The organism is Sphingopyxis sp., assembly GCF_035250425.1.
Classification (GTDB): Bacteria; Pseudomonadota; Alphaproteobacteria; order Sphingomonadales; family Sphingomonadaceae; genus Sphingopyxis.
The window spans coordinates 1-22,318 of sequence record NZ_DATFFD010000127.1 but is presented as its reverse complement, the minus strand read 5'-3'; the positions used below and the strand labels follow the sequence as shown (position 1 = coordinate 22,318).

Annotated in this window: 18 protein-coding genes; 6 read left to right on the top strand and 12 right to left on the bottom strand. The window is 61.2% G+C overall.

Translation table 11 applies throughout. From position 1 onward, the window contains the following. Positions 1-41 precede the first annotated feature (41 nt). From VJ811_RS07335 to VJ811_RS07290, 10 genes are all read right to left on the bottom strand, one after another. Positions 42-821, bottom strand: coding sequence for a glycosyltransferase family protein (locus VJ811_RS07335; protein WP_324071601.1), 780 nt, complete (start codon positions 819-821; stop codon positions 42-44). Next, positions 803-1,678, bottom strand: coding sequence for an aldo/keto reductase (locus VJ811_RS07330; protein WP_324071600.1), 876 nt, complete (start codon positions 1,676-1,678; stop codon positions 803-805). The genes VJ811_RS07335 and VJ811_RS07330 overlap by 19 nt, the downstream gene beginning before the upstream one ends. After that, the gene (gene pseC, locus VJ811_RS07325; protein ID WP_324071599.1) at positions 1,675-2,832 is read right to left on the bottom strand and encodes a UDP-4-amino-4,6-dideoxy-N-acetyl-beta-L-altrosamine transaminase; all 1,158 of its coding nucleotides are present in this window, start codon (positions 2,830-2,832) and stop codon (positions 1,675-1,677) included. The genes VJ811_RS07330 and pseC overlap by 4 nt, the downstream gene beginning before the upstream one ends. 15 nt (positions 2,833-2,847) lie before the next feature. Continuing rightward, the gene (locus tag VJ811_RS07320) at positions 2,848-4,161 is read right to left on the bottom strand and encodes a hypothetical protein (protein ID WP_324071598.1); all 1,314 of its coding nucleotides are present in this window, start codon (positions 4,159-4,161) and stop codon (positions 2,848-2,850) included. After that, complete coding sequence (gene pseB / locus VJ811_RS07315; RefSeq protein ID WP_324071597.1) at positions 4,162-5,193, bottom strand: UDP-N-acetylglucosamine 4,6-dehydratase (inverting); 1,032 nt, start codon at positions 5,191-5,193, stop codon at positions 4,162-4,164. It abuts the gene before it with no gap. 67 nt (positions 5,194-5,260) lie between these two features. Next, positions 5,261-6,352: a hypothetical protein gene (locus VJ811_RS07310; protein WP_324071596.1), complete on the bottom strand. Its 1,092-nt coding sequence runs from the start codon at positions 6,350-6,352 to the stop codon at positions 5,261-5,263. A gap of 131 nt (positions 6,353-6,483) precedes the next feature. Beyond that, positions 6,484-8,604 (bottom strand): GumC family protein, encoded by a 2,121-nt coding sequence (locus tag VJ811_RS07305; RefSeq protein ID WP_324071595.1) that lies wholly within the window; start codon positions 8,602-8,604, stop codon positions 6,484-6,486. Between the two features lie 103 nt (positions 8,605-8,707). Next, positions 8,708-9,412 (bottom strand): polysaccharide biosynthesis/export family protein, encoded by a 705-nt coding sequence (locus tag VJ811_RS07300; RefSeq protein WP_324071594.1) that lies wholly within the window; start codon positions 9,410-9,412, stop codon positions 8,708-8,710. A gap of 104 nt (positions 9,413-9,516) precedes the next feature. After that, positions 9,517-10,965, bottom strand: a complete 1,449-nt coding sequence (locus VJ811_RS07295) for an O-antigen ligase family protein (protein ID WP_324071593.1) — start codon at positions 10,963-10,965, stop codon at positions 9,517-9,519. Positions 10,966-11,074: 109 nt separating this feature from the next. Continuing rightward, a complete protein-coding gene (locus VJ811_RS07290) occupies positions 11,075-11,770 on the bottom strand; it encodes a class I SAM-dependent methyltransferase (protein WP_324071592.1) in 696 nt (231 codons plus the stop codon). 279 nt (positions 11,771-12,049) lie between these two features. Here VJ811_RS07290 and VJ811_RS07285 point away from each other — a divergent pair, with 279 nt between their 5' ends. Then, entirely contained in the window at positions 12,050-12,802 is a 753-nt protein-coding gene (locus tag VJ811_RS07285; RefSeq protein WP_324071591.1) for a glycosyltransferase family 2 protein, read from the top strand. 12 nt (positions 12,803-12,814) lie between these two features. Here the strand turns inward: VJ811_RS07285 and VJ811_RS07280 are convergent, their stop codons facing one another. After that, the gene (locus VJ811_RS07280; RefSeq protein ID WP_324071590.1) at positions 12,815-13,678 is read right to left on the bottom strand and encodes an MraY family glycosyltransferase; all 864 of its coding nucleotides are present in this window, start codon (positions 13,676-13,678) and stop codon (positions 12,815-12,817) included. Positions 13,679-14,084: 406 nt separating this feature from the next. On the opposite strand from VJ811_RS07280, the gene gmd reads away from it, so the two are divergent. Continuing rightward, positions 14,085-15,182, top strand: coding sequence for a GDP-mannose 4,6-dehydratase (gene gmd / locus VJ811_RS07275; RefSeq protein ID WP_324071589.1), 1,098 nt, complete (start codon positions 14,085-14,087; stop codon positions 15,180-15,182). A 4-nt stretch (positions 15,183-15,186) separates the two neighbouring features. Further along, positions 15,187-16,125 carry a GDP-L-fucose synthase gene (gene fcl, locus VJ811_RS07270; protein ID WP_324071588.1) on the top strand — a complete coding sequence of 313 codons (939 nt, stop codon included), beginning with the start codon at positions 15,187-15,189 and terminating at the stop codon, positions 16,123-16,125. Between the two features lie 15 nt (positions 16,126-16,140). Here the strand turns inward: fcl and VJ811_RS07265 are convergent, their stop codons facing one another. Continuing rightward, a complete protein-coding gene (locus VJ811_RS07265; protein WP_324071587.1) occupies positions 16,141-17,145 on the bottom strand; it encodes an NAD-dependent epimerase/dehydratase family protein in 1,005 nt (334 codons plus the stop codon). 177 nt (positions 17,146-17,322) lie between these two features. On the opposite strand from VJ811_RS07265, the gene VJ811_RS07260 reads away from it, so the two are divergent. The 3 genes from VJ811_RS07260 to VJ811_RS07250 form a co-directional block, all read left to right on the top strand. Beyond that, positions 17,323-18,786: a protein adenylyltransferase SelO gene (locus tag VJ811_RS07260; RefSeq protein ID WP_324071586.1), complete on the top strand. Its 1,464-nt coding sequence runs from the start codon at positions 17,323-17,325 to the stop codon at positions 18,784-18,786. A gap of 85 nt (positions 18,787-18,871) precedes the next feature. After that, complete coding sequence (locus VJ811_RS07255; protein ID WP_324071585.1) at positions 18,872-20,059, top strand: nucleotide sugar dehydrogenase; 1,188 nt, start codon at positions 18,872-18,874, stop codon at positions 20,057-20,059. Between the two features lie 184 nt (positions 20,060-20,243). Next, positions 20,244-22,318: autotransporter assembly complex protein TamA (locus tag VJ811_RS07250; protein ID WP_324071584.1), on the top strand; the 2,075-nt coding region annotated here is incomplete at its 3' end.

Below are 22,318 nucleotides of genomic sequence, written 5' to 3'. Positions count from 1 at the left end.
GATGTCGAGTGATGTCCGCTCGTTCTTCGCGATACGAAAAGCTACTCGGGAACGCTGCTATCGGCAGCCAAACTGCGGAGCAACCCCTCGTTTCGTTCGTGCCGATTCGCCGGCGCGATTTTTCCGTCGGACTGCGTGAGACGAAAAATGTCGAACATGTCAAAGCGGTGTCCGGCTGCCGCCTCCGCAGCGACGATCCGCCTTATGACTTCCAGGTCGTCGGGATAGTCGACCGTCCACCTGAGCGCGGATGCATCGACGATGCATTCATGGTTCGCCAGCTTCAGTCCGGCATCGCCCGAGCGCATCCAGAGCGTTACATGTTCCCGCTCCGGCCCGCCCTTCGCCCCCGCGGCTGCACGGTCGAGCGCTGCGCGGGTAAAGCATTCGACATCAAGGCCATCGGGAAATGTCGGCGGAGCGACGTTGCTGCAATAGTCCGCCCCGGTAACTTCGCGCAGGTCTATGACAGCATCGATCACCGTCGGATCGATCAGGGGGCAATCCCCGGTCAGACGAACGATCACGTCGCCGCCAAAGGCATCCGCCGCGGTGATGAAGCGCGAGAGCACATCGTCGAGGGAGCCGCGCCAGACATCCGCTCCCGCAGCCTCCATAGCTTCCGCCAGGGCGTCGTCGCTGGATTCTGTGCTGGTCACGACGACGACCTTGTCGATGCGCTGCGACAACAGAACCCGCGAACGCATATATTCGATCATCGGCTGGCCGCCGAGATCGACAAGCACCTTTCCGGGAAAGCGGCTGCTCGACATGCGAGCCTGGATGAAGGCCACGGTCCGGGTCAATTCGCGATACTCCATTGACGGGGGTCGATGATCGCCGTGTCGGTGATGGCGAGTTCGGGCGCTTCGCGTGGTGTCGAGCCATTCCAGGCGGCGATGATCTGTTCCAGATGCGCGGTCCCATCGACGCCGACCGCGCAAAAATCTGCACCGGGCAGGGTTTTGGCAATGGCGAGGGCGCATTCAAGCGGTGTCAGCCCGAAATCCGAGCACCGCCGATGCCAGCGGTCCAGCGCGGCTGCGGCCGCGGGCAGGCGTTTCGAACCGGCATTCTGGGTCATCAGCAGCAGCCCCTGAAGGAATACCGAGCGTAGGGCAATTTCGACGGCTTCGAAATGGCCGCCGTAGCCGGTGAGCCGCTGGTCGAACGCATTGCCGGGCATCTGGCAAATCTGGACGGGAAAAATCTGGCCGAGCGCATCGAGTTGCTCGGGGCCATAGGTCGATACGCCAAGAGCGACCTCTTCCCGCGCACACCATTGCGCGGCCGCTTCCCACAGGCGCGAACCAGCCGGACCGGCAAGGTCGCGGCTTTCGTGAAAGAGAATTCCGCGAAGCTTGTCACCGAGCCGTTCCCGGCTAAGCTCGAGCGATCTTGTGACGAACGCGGCCGCCTGATCGTCAGTGCAGTCAGCCGGAAGGGCGGGGATCTTGGACATGATCGTGAAATCGAGACCGGTACAAAGCCTTCCCAGTCGCGCTTCGATGTCCCCATAGGCGGGGGCTGTATCCAGCCGTCGAATGCCGCCGGCATGCGCTACTTCCAATATCGCCCGCGCCTCAGCGTCACCGACCGCTTCGGAGCGTCCGGCAATACCATAGGCAACACCGAACTGCACCGTTCCCAGGCACAGCCGGGGTTGCGAGCCGGTCACGACAGGGCCGACTTCAGGCAGTCAATGACGCGGTCCTGCTGCTCGTCCGTCATGCGCGGGAAAAGGGGAATGGTGACGGCGCGCCTGTAATAGGTCTCGGCGGCCGGAAAATCGCCCGGCGCGAAGCCCAGTCGCCGATAATGCGGCTGGAGATGAATTGGGATATAGTGCACGTTCGCGCCGATATTTGCCGCCGTCAGGGCGTCGAAAAGCGCGCGCCGGGTCAGCGGACTTCGCGTTTCGTCGACCTCGATCACATACAGGTGATGGGCCGATTGCCGGTCGTTTGCGCGCGCCGGGAGGTGCAACGGCAGATCGGCCAAACGGTCGTCGTAGCGCCGGGCGCGCTCATCGCGTTTTTGCCACATCGAGGGCAGGCGCTCGAGCTGCGAAAGGCCGAGCGCCGCCTGTAGATCCGTCATGCGGTAGTTGAAGCCGAGCAGAATCTGCTCGTAATACCAGCCGTCCTCGCTGGGATTTTCCATAAGCTCCGGATCCCGGGTAATGCCATGACTCCGCAGCAACGCCATCTTTTGCGCCAGTTTGGCATTCGCCGTGACCGCGACGCCGCCTTCGCCCGTGGTGACGATCTTGACCGGGTGGAAGCTGAAGATCGCGATGTCGGCGCAACGACCGACGGGCTGACCGTCGAGCGAGGCGCCCACCGCATGCGACGCATCCTGTATCAGCGCGAAACCATATCGGTCGGCGAGCTTGCGCATGGCGGCCATATCGCAGGGAAGTCCCGAAAAATCGACCGGAACGACGATCTTTGGCAGGGTGCCAGCCTCCTCGGCCGCCTCCAGCTTGCTCGCCAGCGCATCGACGCTCATGTTCCGCGTTTTGGGATCGATGTCGACGAAGTCGACCGTCGCGCCGCAATAGAGGCCGCAGTTGGCTGACGCGGTGAAGCTGATCGGGCTCGTCCATAGGCGGTCGCCGGGACCGAGGTCCAGCGCCAGGCAGGCAATGTGCAAGGCCGCGGTCGCATTGCAGACCGCGACCGCATATGGTGCGCCGTGCATGTCGGCGATGGCCTGCTCGAAGCGGGCGATTTCGGGTCCCTGGGTCAGGAAAGGCGATCGCAGCACGGCAGCAACCGCGGCGATATCCTCCTCCTCGATGGTCTGGCAGCTATAGGGTATGCGATCCATGCGAAAGCGGCCTCTCTATTCCGGCACATGTTTGCGAAGGGCCGCTCCGAGGCCAGGCAGATCGCCGAACCAGGTTCCGCCCTTCAGGAAATTGCCTTCAAAGCAATGTCGGGTCAGAAAATCGGCATACCACGCCGTAATTGCTTCGGGCGACCCGCGAGGCTGATTCAGTATTTTTCGCCAATCGCCTGGGTTGTCGATGCGAACGACCCCCGGGGCGTCCTTGAAATGAACGTCGCCGAACACGCCCACGGCGCATCCGGCAAGCGCCGCTTCGAGCGAAAATGTCGATCCGAGACTGACAACGACCGGATCGTCCTTCATCAGCGGGGCGACCCGATAATCTCCGCGAAGGATGACGACCCGTTTGGACGCACGCAGGTCGGCCCACTTCGGCAGCAGAAGTGCTCCGGGTTGAGACGGATGTTCCTTCAGAATCAGCTTGTAGCCCGATGGCAGGCTATCGAGAATCTCGCTTGCCATTTCTTCCTGCCGATAGAATCGGCTGAAATATTTAAGGAGCGCCTCGGGCTCATAGTGCAGCGGGAAGATGACATACCGCACGTCCTCGCGCGACCTGGCTGGATCCGGCGAGTAGCGTCCAAAAATGGACCTCGCGAGGCATCGCGCATGAAAGATGTGAGGCGAAGGATCCCGGTCAATATAGGCTGCGCTGCGCCGGAAAACCGTGCGATAGACGGCCTTGCCCAAGGTGAGGACAAGATCGCGAACCCGCGGTAGCAGACGGTCATATGGCAGCACATAGGCCGGCTTGGCGAGCCCGGCCGCCCTTAATTCGATATGCTTTCTGACCAGTTCCGTGCTGTCCGGCAGCATGTCGAGCTGCACGGGCTCGTTTTGCGCCTTGTCGCGAACGAAGAAACAATATCCCGGCAGCCAGGATATCTGGAAATGGAGACAAAGCGCGCCCGCTGCCGTGAAGCGCTTGTTGAAGATCTCGTTCGCATAGCCGCTGACGGGCTCGTCGACATAATAGATCGGCCGATACCGGGTGAGCACCTTGTCAGCGGCGGCGGCGATGGCCCGGCGGGTGGCGTCGACATCCTCATTGTCCATAAGGCGCAGGAAGCGATCTCGGCTGATCGCCTCCGCATCGTCGATCAGCGTTGCGCCCGATGGCCCGTCGCGCTCGATAACGATGACGTCGCCGTCAGCATCGTTCGCGCGGACATTGGCGGCCTCGCGCTCACTTATGACCAGATAAACGCGCGCGACGTCTGCAAAGGCCGGCCGCATCCTCGGAAATTCTATCGAAGGAAAGTCCCGCGCGAAAAAAACCGCCGCGCGGGGAAGCTCGGCGCCCGGCATTTAGTCGATGACCTTATTCTCAACGTGCTTGGCAATGAGATCCTTCAGCTCGTCGACCGAGAGGAAGTCGGGGTTGTCGCCGCTATTATAGGAAAAGCCAGGGGCCACGAGCTTGGCGCCATGCTTCTGGCAATAGGCGTCGACAAGGTTTGGATCACCCGGCGGAAGAATGGCAAAGTAGCTGCCGAGGTCCACCGTGTTCGGGCTGTCGGAGCTCGTGATCATTTCTTCGTGAATCTTTTCCCCGGGCCGTACACCGACGAGTTCCTGACGCGCATCGGGGTCGATTGCCGTGGCGACATCGCCAATGCGGTAAGACGGGATCTTCGGGACCAGAATCTCTCCGCCCGTCGCGTTGTCAATCGCCCACAGCACCATGTTCACGCCCTCGTCGAGCGAGATGTTGAAGCGCGTCATCGCCGCATCGGTGATGGGGAGAACGCCCGAACCGCGCCGTGCGATGAAGAAGGGGATCACCGAACCGCGGCTGCCCATAACATTGCCGTACCGCACGACGCTGAAGCGCAAGTCGCGCCGGCCACGAATATTGTTGGCGGCGATGAAGAGCTTGTCAGAACACAGCTTGGTCGCACCGTAGAGATTGACCGGTGCGGCCGCCTTGTCCGTCGATAGCGCCACGATCTGCTGAACGTCGGTATCAAGCGCTGCCTCGATCAGATTCTGCGCGCCGAGCACGTTCGTCTTGATGCATTCAAACGGATTATATTCGGCCGCTGGAACCTGCTTCAGCGCAGCCGCGTGAACGACGATATCGATCCCTTCAAGGGCTCGGCGCAGGCGATCCTGATCGCGCACGTCCCCGATAAAATAGCGCAGGGCGGGGTATTTTGACTCGGGAAAGCTCTGGGCCATCTCGAATTGTTTCAGTTCGTCCCTGGAGTAGATGACGAGCCGTTCGATGCCGGGCCATTCCTTCAGCACTTTCGCGACGAAAGCCTTGCCGAAAGATCCGGTGCCGCCGGTCACGAGCACGGCCTTTCCGTTGAGTCCACCGTTCATGGCGATTTTCATTCCTTTAAAGTCAGTCGGAAGTTTGTTTATTTCATGCTGCGGAATTCGACCCGCTAACCCGCGAAAATCATGTCGCCGGAGAAACGCGGCGGAGACGAAAATCGTCGATGGTCAGCTCCACAGGCGGTGCCTCGAAATCGACCGCGACGTTGAGCTCGAGCATCTGCTGCGGACAACCAGCCGGGACGGTGAATAGATATTTGATTTTCCGCCGGTCAGCCGAAAGGAAATTATCGGTCGTCCATATCGTTTCGCTCTTGCCGGGCGAGATGCACCGAAGCTGCCACTGCGCAGAGGGCGCTCGCGCCATTTCCACGACTTCAGCTTCCTGGACAAGCTCATAGGAGCCCGGCTTCAATAGCAGGAACTTGCTCGCCGCGATCCCTCGAGCGCCCGACGAGGCGTAGACCGAAAGCCCGCGATTACCTTCTTCATTTGGGCTCGTGAAACTCGCCGAGGTCGTCGCGTTGCTGACGGCCTGCCAAGCCCCGAGGCCATATTTGCCATCGGTGCTGTCATTGGTCCAGCGGCCCGCCGCCAGGAGATTGTCCGGAGATTTCGTCATCATCGACACGAGCGGGCGAACCTTGGAATATTCGCCCGCTTCGATCGTCCGTGAAATCAGGTGCGGCACGATATAGGCCGCATCGCGCCGGTCGACCGACTTGCCCGACCGGATAACAACATCGGCAATATGCCCGGCAGACTTGCCGTCGTTGGCGGCAAAGAGAATAAAGTCGAGCATCCATGGCGAACGCTTGACCAGATATGGTGACAGATGTGCCCGGAAATCCTCGCTGGGAAGGACGCCTCCAAGCATGGGAAAGACTTGGGTCTGGCTTTCCGGGGTCACCCGCAGCAGCGCATCGAGATTCTGCAGGACTTGCTTTGGCCGGTTGTGGCGCGCCGCATCCTCGAACAGGACAAGCCGGATACGGCCATCCCGCTTGCCGACCCGTCCTGCGAGTTCTGCAAGCTCCAGTTTACCGGCGGGGCTGACAGTCGCGTCCATGAGAAGGCGAAGGGCAGGGCTGTCGAGCGGATTCGATCGAAGCGCGTCCTTCGCCGCCGCCGCCGCGGCTTTCGCGGGCACCTTCTTGCCCGAACCCTGCAACTTGTTGAACACGGCTACGCGCGCTTGCGTTTCGCCTGGCAGCATGGCCGCTACCTGGGGCGAGCGAGTTCGAAGACTGTTACCTGCAGACGTGATCAGGCTGATGCCGGCGAGGGCAACCGCTATCGCTCCATAGGCGATCTTGATGGGAAGGCGCGACATTCTCTAATGCCCGATCAGCTGTTTGTCTGTTCAGCGGGCTCGCCGCCGTAACGATAACCGTAACCATAGCCATAGCCATAGCCCGACAGCGAATTCTGCGGGGCGAGCTTGGTGAGTACGACCCCGAAGATGCGAGCATGCGCCTGATGGAGCCGGCTGAGCGAACCGCGCAACGCGCGAACCGCGACCTGTCCGGCGGCGACAACGAAGACGCTGCCTTCCACCGCGCGCGACAGAAGCGGCACGTCGGCGAGGCCGAGTAGCGGCGGCGCGTCGACGACGACATGGTCATACTGCTCGAGGAGGTCGCGAATGAGCAGGCTCATGCGATCGGAGCTCAACAGTTCGGCGGCACTCGGCGGGTTGGGGCCGGCGGTCAGAAATTCCAGGCGTTCGACACCGAGGTCGGCGCGCTGCACCATTGCCTGCCAATTGTCTTCGCCGGCCAGAAGATTGCTGAGTCCCTTCTGGTTCTCGATGCCTGCAAAGCCATGCACCGAGGGCGAGCGCATGTCGGCGTCGATAAGCAGGGTGCGCTTTCCGGTCCGCGCAAGCACGAGGGCGAGCGAGAAGGAGGTCGTGCTCTTGCCCTCACCGGGTGATGTGCTGGTGACGACGACGCTGCGCGGTACGCCATGGTCTGTCGTAAACGCGAGGTTGGTGCGGACGCTGAGATAGGCCTCCGATATATTGGACTTTGGATCCAAAAGCAGTTCGAGTGGTTCATCATTGATCTGGTCGGGGATCGCGCCCAGCAAGGGAAGTTCAAGCAAGCGTCGGACATCCCCCGGTTCGCGCAAGCCTTCGTCGATCTGCTCGAGCGCCATGACGGCCAGCAGGGCGAGAGCCAAGCCGACGATAAGGGCGATCATCAAGTTTGTGATGAGGCTCGGCGAGGTCGGCGAAGTCGCAACGTCCGCCCGATCGACGACGGCAATATTGTTCGCCGCAACACTTGCTACGCCGATCTCCTTGGTCCGCTGGAGCAAGCTGTCATAGAGCTGCCGCGTAGCGTCCGCATCGCGCCGGTAAATATTATACTGAATGGCATCCTTATTCTGCAGCTCAATCTCGTCCTTGAGCTTCTCCACATTCGCGCGGATGTTCGCTTCACGCTTTACCGCTTCGTCATACTCGCCGCGAACCGAACGAACCGCCCGTCCTTCCTCGCTCGCAATGGCGGCATCGAGAGCGGCGACCTTTTGCTTGAGCGCCTGCGCAGCCGGATAACCCGGCTCATAATGCGCCAGCAGTTCAGAATATTCAGCTTGCGCTTCGGCGCGCCGCTGCCGCAGGACACCGACCGTCTGATTTTGCGAGGCAAGGTTGCGTGCTTCAGCAATGGCCGCCTGCTTCGCCATCCGGTCGGCACTCGCCTTGGCGAGCTCGTTGCTCATATTTTCGAGATCGTTGGAAACCAGCGTCTTCTGAATTCCGGAATTGCCGTCGGCATCGGTCGACGATGACAGCACCACAATCCCGCTATTCGCCGCAAAAAGCGCGGCGCGCCGTTCCGCATCTTCCAGCTTTTGCGTATATTCACGCAGTCGCCGTTCGAGGAAAGCGCGCGCATCTTGCGTCGCGCCAAATCGGCGATCCATGCTGGCCTGAATGAAATTGTCCGCCCAGGCATTTGCGATTTTTGACGAAAGCTCAGGCGATGCGCTCGTGTATCGGATATCGACCAGGCGAGAACGGGCAATCGGAGAAATCTCGATATTCGCAAGGAGGATACCGGATGCCGCGCGGACACGCGCTCTGGCGTCGTCGCCCGGCGCGAAGTCGAGCGAATGGGCTTCGTAGAATTCCTTGTTGCTACCCAGATTGAGCTGCCGTGCCACGCGCTCGGCAAGCGACCGGGATTCAAGCAACGTATATTGCGTCTGGTAGAACTCCGCTTCCTGGGAACTCTGTGCGGATTCGATGCCTTCCGCAAGAGTCGGATTCTTCTGATCGCGTGTAATCTCGATCTGTACTTCCGAACTATATTGAGGCGTGGCGAGGAAGGTGGCAAGCACACCTGCCGCGAGTGCGAAGATCAAAATCCCCGCCACCACATATTTCCAGCGCAGCGCAATGTTCCAATATTGGAGCACGAGCGGCGGCGCGTTGTCGTCCGACGCCTGCGGGATCACCTCGCTTGAAGCGGAGGTCAGATTTACATCGGTAATGCTGGGCGAAAATATGGGTTTTGACATGATCCGGGCTTTGTAAAGGGCGGGTCGGGCCTCGCGGGCCTTATTGCTGCACGATGGCGATGATGGGATAACTAAGAGTCGACGCTACGCCCAGTATCTGTGCGAACAGCTGGCGGGCATTGCTCTCGCCAACAACAATGACATCGTTGGGATAGATGCGCGGATCTTCGACGGCGCCCCGCCGAATAGCCTTTAGATTATACAGCGCCGCGAGCTTTTGCCCGCCGGACGTGCGGAAAATCACGACATCGCTCTGCTTCGCATCCTCGGTGAGCCCTTCCGCGCCCGCCACAGCACGCATCAGCGACATATTGCCATAGACCGGATAGCGACCGGGCTTGGCGACTTCGCCATCGACCGTGACAACCTGAGTATGGGTTTCCTTGAGGTTCACCGTCACCTGCGGATCGCGAATATAGGCTGCCCGCAGGCGCTCTTTCAGCATATTTTCGACTTCGCGCGGAGATCTTCCGCCGGCGTCGATTACCCCAGCGAGCGGAAAGGACAGCTTCCCTTCGCCATCCACCTGAACCTCCTCCCGGCTGAGTTCGTCAGCAGGATAGACCTTGACCATCAGGCGATCGAAGGGACCGACCAGATAGTCCGATTGTGAACCGGTCATATCCTGAGGTGCCGGGGCCGGCAGGGAACGAAAATCCGAGATCTGAACCGGCGAGCCGGGAGCTCCGAGCTTCGGTGGCTGGCCACAGGCAGACAAGGTCAGCGAAGCGATAAGTGCGAGCATTCGCAGGTGCATTATTGATGTTCTCCAAGGCGAGGGTTCGCTAGCGGATATTGAATTTCATTGCCAGCCCTCTTTGGTCGCCCTGAGAAAGGCGTGAGGCAAGGTCAACCTTGCGTAGAGCCTCTTTTGCGGGCGCCCGCGAAGCTAAGCCAGCAAGCCATGACGACCGCAAGAGCCGTCAGCGACGGAACTCGGAGCGGATAATCGACGATGCTCGCGGCTCCCATGATGGCGAGAACGGTCCAAGCCATTCGCGCCTGATTCTGCTGCCAGCTCGGTTGAGCGAGCGCCGTGCGATCCCTGAGCCGCCAACCGGCAAGCATCAGAGCCAACAGGGCAACGACAATGAAGAGCGCGCCGAATACGCCCGTGGTCAAAAGCAGCTCGACAAGATCATTGTGGGCATGATTGATATAGTTGGGCGTCAACGTATCGATGGGCTCTTTGATCTTGTAGGCCTCCACGAAGGTTCCGGGTCCCGACCCAAGCGGAGCAAAATCCCGGGCAATCTCCAACGATTCCTGCCATATCGTCCACCGTTGTTCGGTTTCGCTCGTTTCCGACAAGCGGCGCGCAGTACCGCCGTCGGAATCGCTGAACATGAGGGTTGCCGCGCCAATAGACGCAAGCAGCGCCATGGTGGCGGTGGGAACGACCCACTTCTGTCCAAGCAGGTCGAACAGCTTGCCGAACTTGCGCTCGCGGGCCTTGTGCTTTGTTCTTCCCGTCGGAGCGGCTTTCTTGAACGCCGACTTATAGAGCAGGAAGGGGAAGCTCGCGATGGCGAGGAGGGCGGCGATCAGGCCGGCGCGGGATCCGCTCGCCAGAACTGCGATGAGCGTGGCGACGCCAAGAAAGATCGCTACGGCGATGCGGATCTTCGACCAGATGCGATTCTGCGTAGGCAGCTGTACCGCAACCGCCAGCATCGGCAACATGCATGCATGGAACACCGCAGCGTGGTTCCGGTTCGCGAACAATCCTACCGGAAGGCCGTCATTCGTGAACCGGTAGAACCAAAGGAGTTTGGCGGCAGGCGCGGCAGCCTGAAGGAGTGCCAGCATGACCGAGACTGCTCCAACGACGACGATCGGTATCAGCAGTTGCCAGCGTTCGTCATCCTTTAGCCGCAACATCATCAGCAAGGTCGCAGCAGGAATCGCAAGTGAGAACAGCGTATTGATCGTTCGATACGGAGCAATGCTATAGCTTCGCCAAATGTCGCCAAAGCCCGCCGCCTCGTCGATCGCGGCGATGAGGCTGTGTCCGGGGGCCGCTTGCCAAAGCGAAGGCGGGAGGGGGACAAGATATGCCAATGTAACGAGCATGATGCCGCCCATCGCCAAAAGGGCGCGGCGGTGATGACGCCAGCTTTCCGCCGGCAAAGTCCACAACGCGTAGGCCGCGAGCAAAATTGCCAGCGGACGGATGAAAATGAGCGATTGAACGTCGTCGCGCCCACTCCCGCCGAGAAGCCCCAGTAAGATGAGGAATCCCGACGCGATCCAATAGTCGCTAAAAATCTGCGACGGTGCGACTTTATTGCGAAGCAAGAGCGACTCCTGGTTCCATATTTGCTGCCCAAGGAAGAGCGGCCAGCTAGAGGGGGGGCAGAATACTGTCAAGCCGAGGGCGGCCGCCGGTTGAGCCGGCGCGCAGTTGTCAGGATCCGGGCGCGCTCGCTTCAGTCCATACCGGGTATGGCTCGAGTTCCTTGTAGAGTATCGTAAGTGCGACCCGTTCATCGGATACGGGTTCGAATCCTTCGCCGGCGTGCGAGAGTGGTATCTTCGCCGCAAGGCTGAACCAGCCCGTGGCCAGAGGAATGCGGGAATAGTCCTGTTTGAACGACCATAAGCCGTGAAGGTGAGCATAGGCCCGGCGATGATTGGCGGCAGGATCGAAGTCGACGATCGCGAGGAAGCCTCCAGGCTTTAGGATACGATATGCTTCGCTCATTGCTGGAAGCACCAATCGCCGGTCAATCAGATATAGGCAGAAGCCGAAAAGCACGACATCGGCGGTTTCGTCCGGCTGGGGCAGGCTTTCCGCCGTTCCCTTGATGAGCTTGGCCGCGATATTCATCTCGGAAGCAAGCTGGTTGCCGTGAGCTACGGCTTCGGCCGATGGCTCGACGCCGATACCTTCGCAATCCAACGCTGCACAAATCTTGAGAAGTTCGGACCCGTTTCCGCAACCGATCTCGATGACCTGGTCGATCGATCCGCCGGTCTTTGCGAGGAAGTTGATCAGATGATTGGTGGCGGGACGATCCTGTGCCGGATTGAGCTTTTCCCGGTTGCGGCTGAAGAAGCTGTCCCCCTCGCTCTCGAGGAATATGTCTCTCTGACTGGGCAACCGTCGGTTCCTTTGATGGGAGGATGAGCATTTGCGGCAATGGACCGTTCACTGGCGCGCACCTGCGAATCGTGATGATGTCTTATATGGATGCTGAGCAAGGTTGGAAGGGCCGGATCATCATGTTGTAGCCATCAAAACTGACACTGGCCCTGCAGATAGCCCTGACATCCCGTGTTTTTAAGCTGCCGAGAGCGTGCTTTTAGCGACGGGCGAATTGAGATAGTGGGGCGCCATGCATGGGCCACACCACCCAACACGCGCTCAAGGGTTGATTTTATGAAGATCAGTATCGTGACCGTCAGCTACAACGCTGCCGGCACCATTGCCGACACGATGGCATCCGTCCAGGCGCAGGATTACCCCGATGTGGAGCATCTCGTCATCGACGGTGCCTCACGCGACGGGACTTTGGGGATCGTGCAGGAAATGGCGGACGATCGCACGGTCATCGTTTCGGAGCCTGATCGCGGCTTGTATGACGCCATGAACAAGGGCGTCGCGCGCGCGACTGGGGATGTGATCGGCATCCTGAACGCCGATGATTTCTACATGCATGATGCGGTCCTCAGCAACGTGGCGGAAGCCTTTGCTGGCGGGCCGCCGGTGGATGCAATTTTAGGCGATATCGCTTTCCTCAGAGGGGATCCGTCCCAGCGTCGATTGGGGCGGCGGTATCGAAGCGACCGGTTCAAGCCGAGCCGCATCGCTTGGGGGTGGATGCCGGCTCATCCCGGGATGTTCATCACACGCGACGCCTATAATCGCGTTGGTCCCTACAAGACGGACTATAAAATCGGCGGGGACTATGAGTTCGTTGCAAGGGCGTTCGGACGCCATAAAATATCGTATCGGAGCCTGCGCGAAATACTGGTTTTGATGCGCCCGGGCGGCCTGAGCACCAGTGGTCTGCAGTCGAAGTGGACGATAAATCTTGAATCGGTGCGCGCGTGCCGCGAGAATGGAATTTACTCCAATCTGCCGATGATCATGACGAAATATCCTGCGAAGCTGCTTGAACTGCTGCGTTGAAGTTGCCGGAAATCATGCCGACTGCTCGTCAGCCTTGGCTGATACGGTTTGTTCGTGTTTGCGGCGCGAGGCCCAGCGCGCGTAGATGATAATCAGGAAATAGGCGGCCATCGTGATCGCGATCAGTGATAGCGTATGGCGCGGCGCTGCCGCGGCAATGAAGCTTGGAAGCGTGGCGGTCATGAGATAAACGACCAAGCCGCCGGGCCAGCCGAAAGCGGCAAGCAGATGATGGTGAAGGTGATCGCGGTCGCCAGCGAACGGGGATTTACCCCGTGCGGCACGGACAATTATCAGCCGCAGCATGTCGATTACCGGTAACAGAAAGATGAGCGCGATCTGATCCGAGGCTGCATCACCCGTGGGTGAATTGGCGGCAAGCAGTGCCATGAAGCCGATCAACGTGGCCAGTCCGTAGCTGCCCCCGTCCCCGAGAAACAACCGTCCTGACAGGTTGAATGAAAGCAGGACAAAGAGGACGCCGCTGAGCGCAAGCAGCATTGGCGAGATGCCGGTCGGGAGTTCCACCATCAGGAAATAGACCCACGCGAGCGACAAGCCGATCAGGAGACCATTTTTGCCATCCGCGAGATTGGCCGCCTGGATCAAGGCAACAATGCAAAGCGCGCTATAGGCGAACCGCCCTACGGGAAGCCCGATCGCCCCCGCATCATAGTTCCAACTGATTTGCTGGAGCACCAGGGAGGGGACGATAAACAGCGCGAGCGAAATTAATAAGGCGCAGGCCAGCAGGCGAAACGATGCGGGCAGGTGGCGGCGATCGTCGACAAGTCCCAATATGGTCAGAAGGGCGGAACAGGCCAGGATCGTTAGCTGCGGGACAATGTCGGACGCGGGACCGAGCAGTATCCACACGGCTACCCATGGGTAAAATCCCGCCAAGAGGCAAACGCCTCCCATCAGGGGCGTAGGCCGATGATGCGATTTTCGCCCGCCCGGAACATCGAGCAGTTTTAGCTGCCGCGCGATCCGATCTGCTCCGAGGCATAGCCAAAGAGTGATTGCGGAACAGATGGGGGGCAAGAGAGCCGAGTAGGCGCTATAATCGATAGTCAACACGGGACGGCGCCATAGTCGAACAAATGAGAGATGGCGAGCCCTGACTCGACAATCTGTATCATCGAGAAAGCGGCCGCGCGACTGGGCTGCGGACCCCGGTCATGAGGGCCGCCAAATCATTGGGTGGACCATATTGGCCGAAGCGGATAGACGGCCCGCCATCCTTCCGGACAAGGGTCCGGCACGAAATCGAGGAAGCAGAATGACCAAGAAAGCGCTGATCACGGGAATCACGGGCCAAGACGGTGCTTACCTGGCCGAACTTTTGCTGGCCAAAGGTTATCATGTCCACGGCGTGAAGCGGCGCTCGTCGTCGTTCAACACCGGACGCATCGATCATATTTATCAGGATCCGCACGAGAGCGGCGCCAAGCTGCAGCTCCATTATGGCGACATGACCGATTCGACAAACTTGATCCGCATCGTCCAGGAAGTTGCGCCCGACGAAATCTATAATCTCGCGGCGCAGAGCCATGTCCAGGTCAGCTTCGATACCCCCGAATATACGGCCAACGCCGACGCGGTGGGTACGCTCCGGCTGCTGGAGGCGATCAAGATACTTGGCCTGACGCAAACGACCCGCTTTTATCAGGCGTCCACGTCCGAGCTTTACGGGCTGGTGCAGGAAGTTCCTCAGCGCGAAACGACGCCTTTCTATCCGCGCTCTCCCTACGCCGCGGCGAAGCTTTACGCCTATTGGATCACCGTCAATTATCGCGAGGCGTACGGAATGTTCGCCTCGAACGGCATTCTTTTCAATCACGAAAGCCCGATTCGCGGAGAAACCTTCGTGACGCGCAAGATCACGCGCGCGGTTTCGGCGATCCACCTCGGCATTCAGGAAACGCTGTGGCTCGGCAATCTCGATGCCCAGCGCGACTGGGGGCATGCGCGCGATTATGTTGAGGGGATGTGGCGCATATTGCAGCACGACCGGCCCGACGATTTCGTGCTGGCGACCGGGCAGACCCAGACCGTCCGGCATTTCGTCGAACGCGCCTTTGCGCATGTGGGCATCGAGATCGACTGGCAGGGAAGCGGTGTTGAAGAACGCGGCGTCTGCACGAAGAGCGGGAAGACGCTGGTCGAGGTCGATCCCCGCTATTTCCGTCCGACCGAGGTCGAACTGCTGATCGGCGATCCCGCCAAGGCCAAGGCCGAACTCGGCTGGGTCGCCGAAACGAGCTTTGAACAGCTTGTGACTGACATGATGGAGGCCGACCTCAGGACTGTTGCGCGCGAAGCCGAGCATCGCCGGGTCGACGAAGAACGGGCGCTAAAGCCGCGTTCGGCCGCTTGACACCATGTCCGCTTTCGATCTGACGGGCCGCCGCGTCTGGGTGGCAGGACATCGCGGCATGGTCGGCCAGGCGCTCGTGCGCCGGCTGGAGCGCGAAGGATGCGAGCTCATTGAAGCGCCGCGCGAACGCCTCGACCTGCGCCGGCAGGGGGCAGTCGAGGCCTGGATGGCAGATGCGCAGCCCGACCTCGTCTTCGTCGCCGCGGCGAAGGTCGGCGGCATTCACGCCAACGATACGCGCCCCGCCGAATTCCTCTATGACAATCTGATGATCGAGGCGAATATCATCGAGGCTGCGCGGCATGCCGGTACCTCGAAGCTCGTCTTTCTGGGTTCGTCGTGCATCTATCCCAAGTTCGCGCCGCAGCCGATCGCCGAGGATGCGCTGCTGACCGGCCCGCTCGAGCCGACCAATGAATGGTACGCGGTCGCCAAGATCGCGGGCATCAAGCTGTGTCAGGCCTATCGCCAGCAATATGGCCTCGATTTCATTTCGGCCCAGCCGACGAACCTTTACGGTCCGTTTGACAATTTCGACCTGACCTCAAGCCATGTGCTGCCCGCACTGATCCGCAAGGCGCATGAAGCGAAGCGGGCGGGCGCCAGCGATTTTACCATATGGGGCAGCGGCACGCCGCTCCGTGAATTCCTGCACGTCGACGATCTGGCCGATGCGCTGGTCTTCCTGGCGCAAAATTATTCCGCGCCCGAAATCGTCAACATCGGCAGCGGCGCGGAGATTGCGATCGGCGATCTGGCCGAGATGATCGGCCGCGCCGTCGGTTTCGAAGGCGCTATCCTGCGCGATGCGTCGAAGCCCGACGGCACGCCGCGCAAGCGGCTCGACACGTCGAAGCTCGAGAGCCTCGGCTGGCGCGCCTCGATCGACCTCGAGGACGGGATTGCGAGCGTCTATCGCTGGTATCTGGAAAACCGGGCCTGAGGTATCGGCGGCGCCTCAGGCGTAGCGGCTGCCAGCGCTTTTGAACCAGTCGACGAATTCGGGGACGCCAACGGCGATCGCTGTTCGCGGCGCATAGCCCAGGTCGCAGCGGATCGCGTCGATATCTGCGAAGGTTTCATAAACGTCTCCATCCTGCATGGGGAGCAGGTTGAGCTCGGCCTTGCGCCCGCACGCGCGCTCGATCTCGCCGATCAGGTCCATCAGCGGTTCGGGGCGGTTGTTGCCGATATTGTAGAGCCGGTGCGGCGTTGTGAAGCCGCCTGCCTTTTCGGCGCCGTCGTCGGCAGGCGGATTGTTGAGGCTGGCGATGACGCCGGCGACTATGTCATCGATATAGGTGAAGTCGCGCTTCATATCGCCATGATTATACACGTCGATCGGTCTGCCAGCGAGGATGCTGGCAGTGAATTTCCAAAGCGCCATATCGGGACGGCCCCACGGGCCGTAAACGGTGAAAAAGCGCAAGCCCGTCTGTGGCAGGCGGAACAGGTGGGCGTAGGTTTCGCTCATCAGTTCGCCGGCGCGCTTCGTTGCCGCATAGAGCGAGACCGGATGGTCTGCGCGATCCTCGACGCGGAAGGGCATGTTCCTGTTCGCGCCATAGACCGACGAGGAGGAGGCGTAGACGAGGTGCCGGACGCCGCGGTGCCGCGCAAGTTCCAATATGTTGAGATGGCCGGCGAGGTTGGAGCGCAGATAGGCGGCGGGATTGTCGATCGAATAACGCACGCCGGCCTGCGCCGCGAGATGGACAATGCGATCGAATGTGGTGCCCTTGAGGGTGGCCGCCAGCGCCGCCTCGTCGCCGATGTCGGTGCGGTGTAGGATCAGCTGGTCGCCGCCGATCCGCCGCAGTTCGGCAACGCGTGCCTCCTTGAGCGCTACTGGATAATAGTCGTTGAAATTGTCGACGCCGATCACGGCTTCGCCGCGCGCGAGCAGGTTCGCCGCGACATGCATGCCGATAAAGCCAGCAATGCCCGTGACCAGGATCGTCATATTCCGCTCGCCTTTCGTTTGACCGCCGTCTTATCCCGCCAGCGGTCGCTGTCTAGCAGGGTAGAGATGAAAACTCGGTTGCCGTACGGGTTTCGTTTCCCCGGTCATGTGAGGCTAATTGCTCGCGCTCTTGCATTCACGACGCGCACGCTCGACATGGGATTCCGAGGAGACAACATGGATTTTGCGTTCGACAACAGCTTTCACGCCGAGATGGAGGGCTTTTATGCGCCCGCGGAGGCTGCGGCACCGTCGATCCCCCAACTGCTGACCTTCAATCATGCGCTGGCGGCGCGGCTCGGCCTTGCGGTCGGCGACGTCAGCGATGATGAACTGGCGCGCGTGTTTTCCGGGCGCGAGTTGCCCGACGGTGCCAACCCGCTTGCATTCGCCTATGCCGGTCACCAGTTCGGGCATTTTTCGCCGCAACTCGGTGACGGCCGTGCGCTGCTTCTAGGCGAAATCGTCGCCCCCGACGGCGCACGCTTCGACGTCCAGTTAAAAGGATCCGGGCCGACCGCCTTTTCGCGCAATGGCGATGGCAAGGCCGCCATCGGCCCGGTTCTTCGCGAATTTCTCGTGTCGGAAGCGATGGCGGCGATGGGCGTGCCGACGACGCGGGCGCTCGCCGCCGTCGCGACGGGCGACCGCGTGCAGCGCGAACGTGCGCATCCCGGCGCGGTGCTGACTCGCATCGCAAGCAGCCACATCCGCGTCGGAACCTTCCAGTTTTTTGCCGCGCATTTCGGCGCGGATCATGTCGTCCAGCTCGCCGACTACAGCATTCGCCGCCATTTCCCCGATCTGGCCGAAGCCGCCAATCCGTCGCTTGCGCTGCTCGATCGCGTTATCGGCCTGCAATGCGAACTGGTCGCGCAGTGGCTGGGCGTCGGCTTCATCCACGGCGTCATGAACACCGACAATGTCGCGATCAGCGGCGAGACGATCGATTATGGTCCCTGCGCCTTCATGGACCGCTTTGCAGTGAACACGGTTTTCAGTTCGATCGACGCCAACGGCCGCTATGCTTATGGCCGCCAGCCGCAGATATTGCACTGGAACATGGCGCGCTTTGCAGAGGCGTTGCTTCCCGCGATCCACCGGGTGTCGCCCGCCGATGTCGATGCGGCGAAGGCGTTGGTCGATGCGATTCCGGTCCGTTTCCGCGCGATCTGGCACGCGCGGGTCCGAGAGAAACTGGGGCTGGGCGGCGAGGGCGTCGACGACGGCGAGTTGATCGATACGCTCTTCGACGAACTCGAAGAATATGAGGTAGATTTCACATCCTTCTTTCGTGCGCTCGCCATGTTGCTGCGCGGCGACGGCGCGATGCTCGAAAGCCTGCTTCCCGCCCCCGACGCGATGGCGCCGTGGATCGCGCTGTGGTGGGAGCGGATCGCGCACGCGGCGACGGGGCCGCTGGACCATGCCGCCGCGATGGACGCGGTGAACCCGCTCTACATCCCGCGCAATCATCTGGTCGAAGCCGCACTCGACGCCGCGGAGGCGGGCGACCTTGCGCCGTGGCTCGAATTGCTCGACGTTGTGCGTGATCCCTATGCGCTGCGGCCGGGGCATGAGCGGTTCGCCGCGCCGGCCCCGGCCGACGCCGGTCCTTACAAGACCTTCTGCGGCACCTGACGCCGGCCACGGTTGAGCCGCTGCGCCGCAATTGCTAGGGACGGCGCCACATCGATCAGAGGATAAGTCATTGCCCCCAGCAAATGTGCCGCACGCGCCGTCCGTCAAAATCACAGTCGTCGGCACGGGCTATGTCGGTATTTCCAACGCCATTTTGCTGGCGCAGCGCAATGAAGTGATCGCGCTCGACATCGATGCGCGCAAGGTCGAGCAGATTAATGCGAAGCAATCGCCGATCGCCGATCCCGAGATCGAGGATTATCTCGCGAACAAGCCGCTGAACCTGATCGCTACGACCGATCGCGATGCGGCGTATTCGGGCGCCGACTTCGTCATCGTCGCCACGCCGACTGACTATGATCCCGACACCAATTATTTCAATACGCAGACGGTCGAGAGCGTGATCGCCGACGCGCTGGTGCAGGCACCGGGCGCGCTGATCATCGTCAAATCGACCGTGCCGGTGGGTTTTACCGAACGGATGCGGGCCGAGCTTGGCACCGATGCCATCGTCTTTTCGCCCGAATTCCTGCGCGAGGGACGCGCGCTCTACGACAATCTCCACCCCTCGCGCATCATCGTCGGCAATACGCACCCGCGCGCGGCGGAATTCGCGCGCCTGTTGCTCGAAGGGTCACTCAAGCCCGACGCGGCGATATTGCAAACGGGTAATACCGAGGCCGAGGCGATCAAGCTTTTCGCCAACACCTATCTCGCGATGCGCGTCGCCTTCTTCAACGAGCTCGATACCTATGCCGCGTCGCACGGCGTGGATTCGCGCCAGGTGATCGAGGGGGTGTGCCTTGATCCGCGTATCGGGCAATTCTACAACAATCCGTCCTTTGGCTATGGCGGCTATTGCCTGCCCAAGGACACCAAGCAGATGCTTGCCAACTATCAGGAAGTGCCGCAGAATCTGATCCAGGCGATCGTGTCGTCGAACACAACGCGCAAGGATTTCATCGCGTCCGAAGTCATCAAGCGGGCGCCGCGCGTCGTTGGCATCCACCGGCTCGCGATGAAGGCGGGATCGGACAATTTCCGCGCCAGCAGCATATTGGGCGTGATGAAGCGGGTGAAGGCCAAGGGCATCGAGGTGATCGTCTATGAACCTCTGGTCGAGGAGGACCGCCTGTTCAACTCGCGCGTCATTCGCGATCTTGATGAATTCAAGGCCGAAGCCGACGTCATTATCGCGAACCGCGTGACCGAGGACCTCGCCGATGTCGCGGACAAGGTGTACAGCCGCGATCTGTTCGGCGCCGATTCCTGAGCTTTCTCCATCGCCGCAACTCGCCGCATCGCCGGGAACCGTCCCATTGTCGGAGAGTTAGCTTGTCAAATGGGGAGAAACGGGTTGCACAGCCAAATCTCGCAAGCCACAAGTGCGTATCGGTGGCCAGCAGATGAAAAAATCTGAAAATTCCTGTGTATCGTCAGGCCGCCCATCGTCGCGGATGCGGCCGCTATTGATCGCCGCATCGTCCCTTCTTTGCCTTGCATGGGCCGGCGCTGCAAAGGCGCAGCAAGTCGAACCGCCGCCGGTCGTCCCGACCGTCGAAACCACCAAGCCTGACCCGATTGCGGTGCCATCGCCGCCGCCGGCCGATGCCGTGTTGCCCGACGTGGCGCCGATCATCGAGGATGAGGAGTTTGAGAAGGCGATCCCGCCGATCAGCGCCGAGGACGACGCCGAACTCGACCGCCCGCTGGAATCGATCGCCGATTTCGAAAAACGCCAGGCGGCCGAGGCTGCGAAAGACGCAAAACCGGCCGCCGAGGGCACAGCAGAAGCGACTGTGGAAGCCCCGCCGCCACAGGTCGACGGCGTTCCCGTGCCGGCGCTGGCCGACGGCGATGTCGTCGAGGTGATCGGCGACGCTCCCATAAGCGATAGCGAGCTTGCGGCCCCGTTGCCGCCACTCGAAAATTTCGACGTCGAACCCGTCCAGTTCGTCGAGGCCGAGGATGACAAGGACAATGTCAGCGTCGCCTATACGGTGCAGGTCAACGGGCTGAGCGCTCCCGACGATAGCACCGATGTCGACCTCGCCGATCTGTTCGGCGACTTGTCGGCGCTGTACGACGGCGACGGCAAGGCCGACAATACAGCGATGATCCGTGCGCGCCTCTCCGCCGACGGCGAGCTGATGCACCGTATCCTCGCGTCCGAGGGTTATTATGATGCGGTCGTCGATACACGTATCGACCGCGGCGAGCGCCAGGAAGGTCAGCAAGGTCAGCGTCGGTCGATCACCGCCGTCATCGATGTGAAGCCGGGCAAGCGCTACACGCTCGCCGATATCGTCATCAACGCCGCGCCGACGGTTCCGCCGAACCTGATCGCCGACAATTTCCCGCTCGCCGTGGGCGAGCCGATCGTGGCCCAGCGGATCCAGGGCGCCGAGGCGGCGATCGCGCTCAAGCTGCCGCAGGAAGGCTATCCCTTTGCCAAGGTCGGGCAGCGCGACATATTGCTCGACGGTGCGACGGGCGACGGCGTCTACACCTTGCCGGTCGATATCGGGAAACGGTCGCGCTTCGGCGGGATCGAGACGACGGGCGACCTTGCGTTCGACGCCGAGCATGTCGGGGTGCTGGCGCGCTTCAAGCGCGGAGACCTTTACGACAGCCGTATGGTCGACGACCTTCGGCAGGCGCTGGTCGCAACCGGGCTGTTTTCGACGGTCGCCGCCGAGCCGCAGCCGACGGGCGAAAGCGCGGGCGATGATACCGAATATGTGACGATGCTGGTGACCCAACAGGCCGGCCCGCCGCGCACGCTGGCCGCCAGCGCGGGTTATGGGACGGGCGAAGGCATAAGGCTCGAAGGCAGCTGGACGCATCGCAACCTGTTCCCGCCCGAAGGCGCGCTGACCTTCCGCGGCGTATTGGGCACGCAGGAGCAGGGGATCGGGGCGACGCTGCGCCGCTCGAACGCCGGCCGCCGCGACCGCACCATGGAGCTCGTCACCGAGGTCACACGCAGCACTTATGATGCGTTCAATGCGATCACCGGCCGTGTAGGCGTGCGCGTCAGCTATGACTCGACCCCGATCTGGCAGAAGAAATTCACCTATGCCTATGGCGCCGAACTGATCGCGACGCGCGAGGATGATTATGATTTCACGACGGGTACGCGGTCCTACGATTTCTATACCATTCTCGGGCTGACGGGGCAGGTCGGGATGGATCGCACCGACAGCCTGCTCGACCCGACGAAGGGCTTCCGCATCACAAGCCTGATTCAGCCCGAAGGTTCGCTCGCCGGGCGTTTCTCGCCCTATGCGCGCCTCAGGACCGACGTCAGCGGCTATTATCCGGTGACCGACAGCATCGTCGTCGCGGGCCGCGTGCGCGTCGGGTCGATCCTTGGTGCGGCGCGCGAGCGGCTGGCGCCGTCGCGGCGCTTTTACGCAGGCGGTGGCGGCTCGGTACGCGGCTTCGGCTATCAGGAATTGGGGCCAAAGGATCCGAACAACGACCCGATCGGCGGCCGCAGCGTCGCCGAGGCGGCGTTCGAGGCGCGCTA

Excerpts from the sequence above, each read along its gene's own strand:
- VJ811_RS07310 (WP_324071596.1), bottom strand. The coding sequence starts at position 6,352 with ATGCTGCCAGGCGAAACGCAAGCGCGCGTAGCCGTGTTCAACAAGTTG.
- VJ811_RS07335 (WP_324071601.1), bottom strand. The coding sequence starts at position 821 with ATGGAGTATCGCGAATTGACCCGGACCGTGGCCTTCATCCAGGCTCGC.
- VJ811_RS07320 (WP_324071598.1), bottom strand. The coding sequence starts at position 4,161 with ATGCCGGGCGCCGAGCTTCCCCGCGCGGCGGTTTTTTTCGCGCGGGAC.
- gmd (WP_324071589.1), top strand. The coding sequence starts at position 14,085 with ATGACCAAGAAAGCGCTGATCACGGGAATCACGGGCCAAGACGGTGCT.
- pseC (WP_324071599.1), bottom strand. The coding sequence starts at position 2,832 with ATGGATCGCATACCCTATAGCTGCCAGACCATCGAGGAGGAGGATATC.
- pseB (WP_324071597.1), bottom strand. The coding sequence starts at position 5,193 with ATGAAAATCGCCATGAACGGTGGACTCAACGGAAAGGCCGTGCTCGTG.
- VJ811_RS07285 (WP_324071591.1), top strand. The coding sequence starts at position 12,050 with ATGAAGATCAGTATCGTGACCGTCAGCTACAACGCTGCCGGCACCATT.
- VJ811_RS07260 (WP_324071586.1), top strand. The coding sequence starts at position 17,323 with ATGGATTTTGCGTTCGACAACAGCTTTCACGCCGAGATGGAGGGCTTT.
- VJ811_RS07300 (WP_324071594.1), bottom strand. The coding sequence starts at position 9,412 with ATGCTCGCACTTATCGCTTCGCTGACCTTGTCTGCCTGTGGCCAGCCA.
- VJ811_RS07265 (WP_324071587.1), bottom strand. The coding sequence starts at position 17,145 with ATGACGATCCTGGTCACGGGCATTGCTGGCTTTATCGGCATGCATGTC.
- fcl (WP_324071588.1), top strand. The coding sequence starts at position 15,187 with ATGTCCGCTTTCGATCTGACGGGCCGCCGCGTCTGGGTGGCAGGACAT.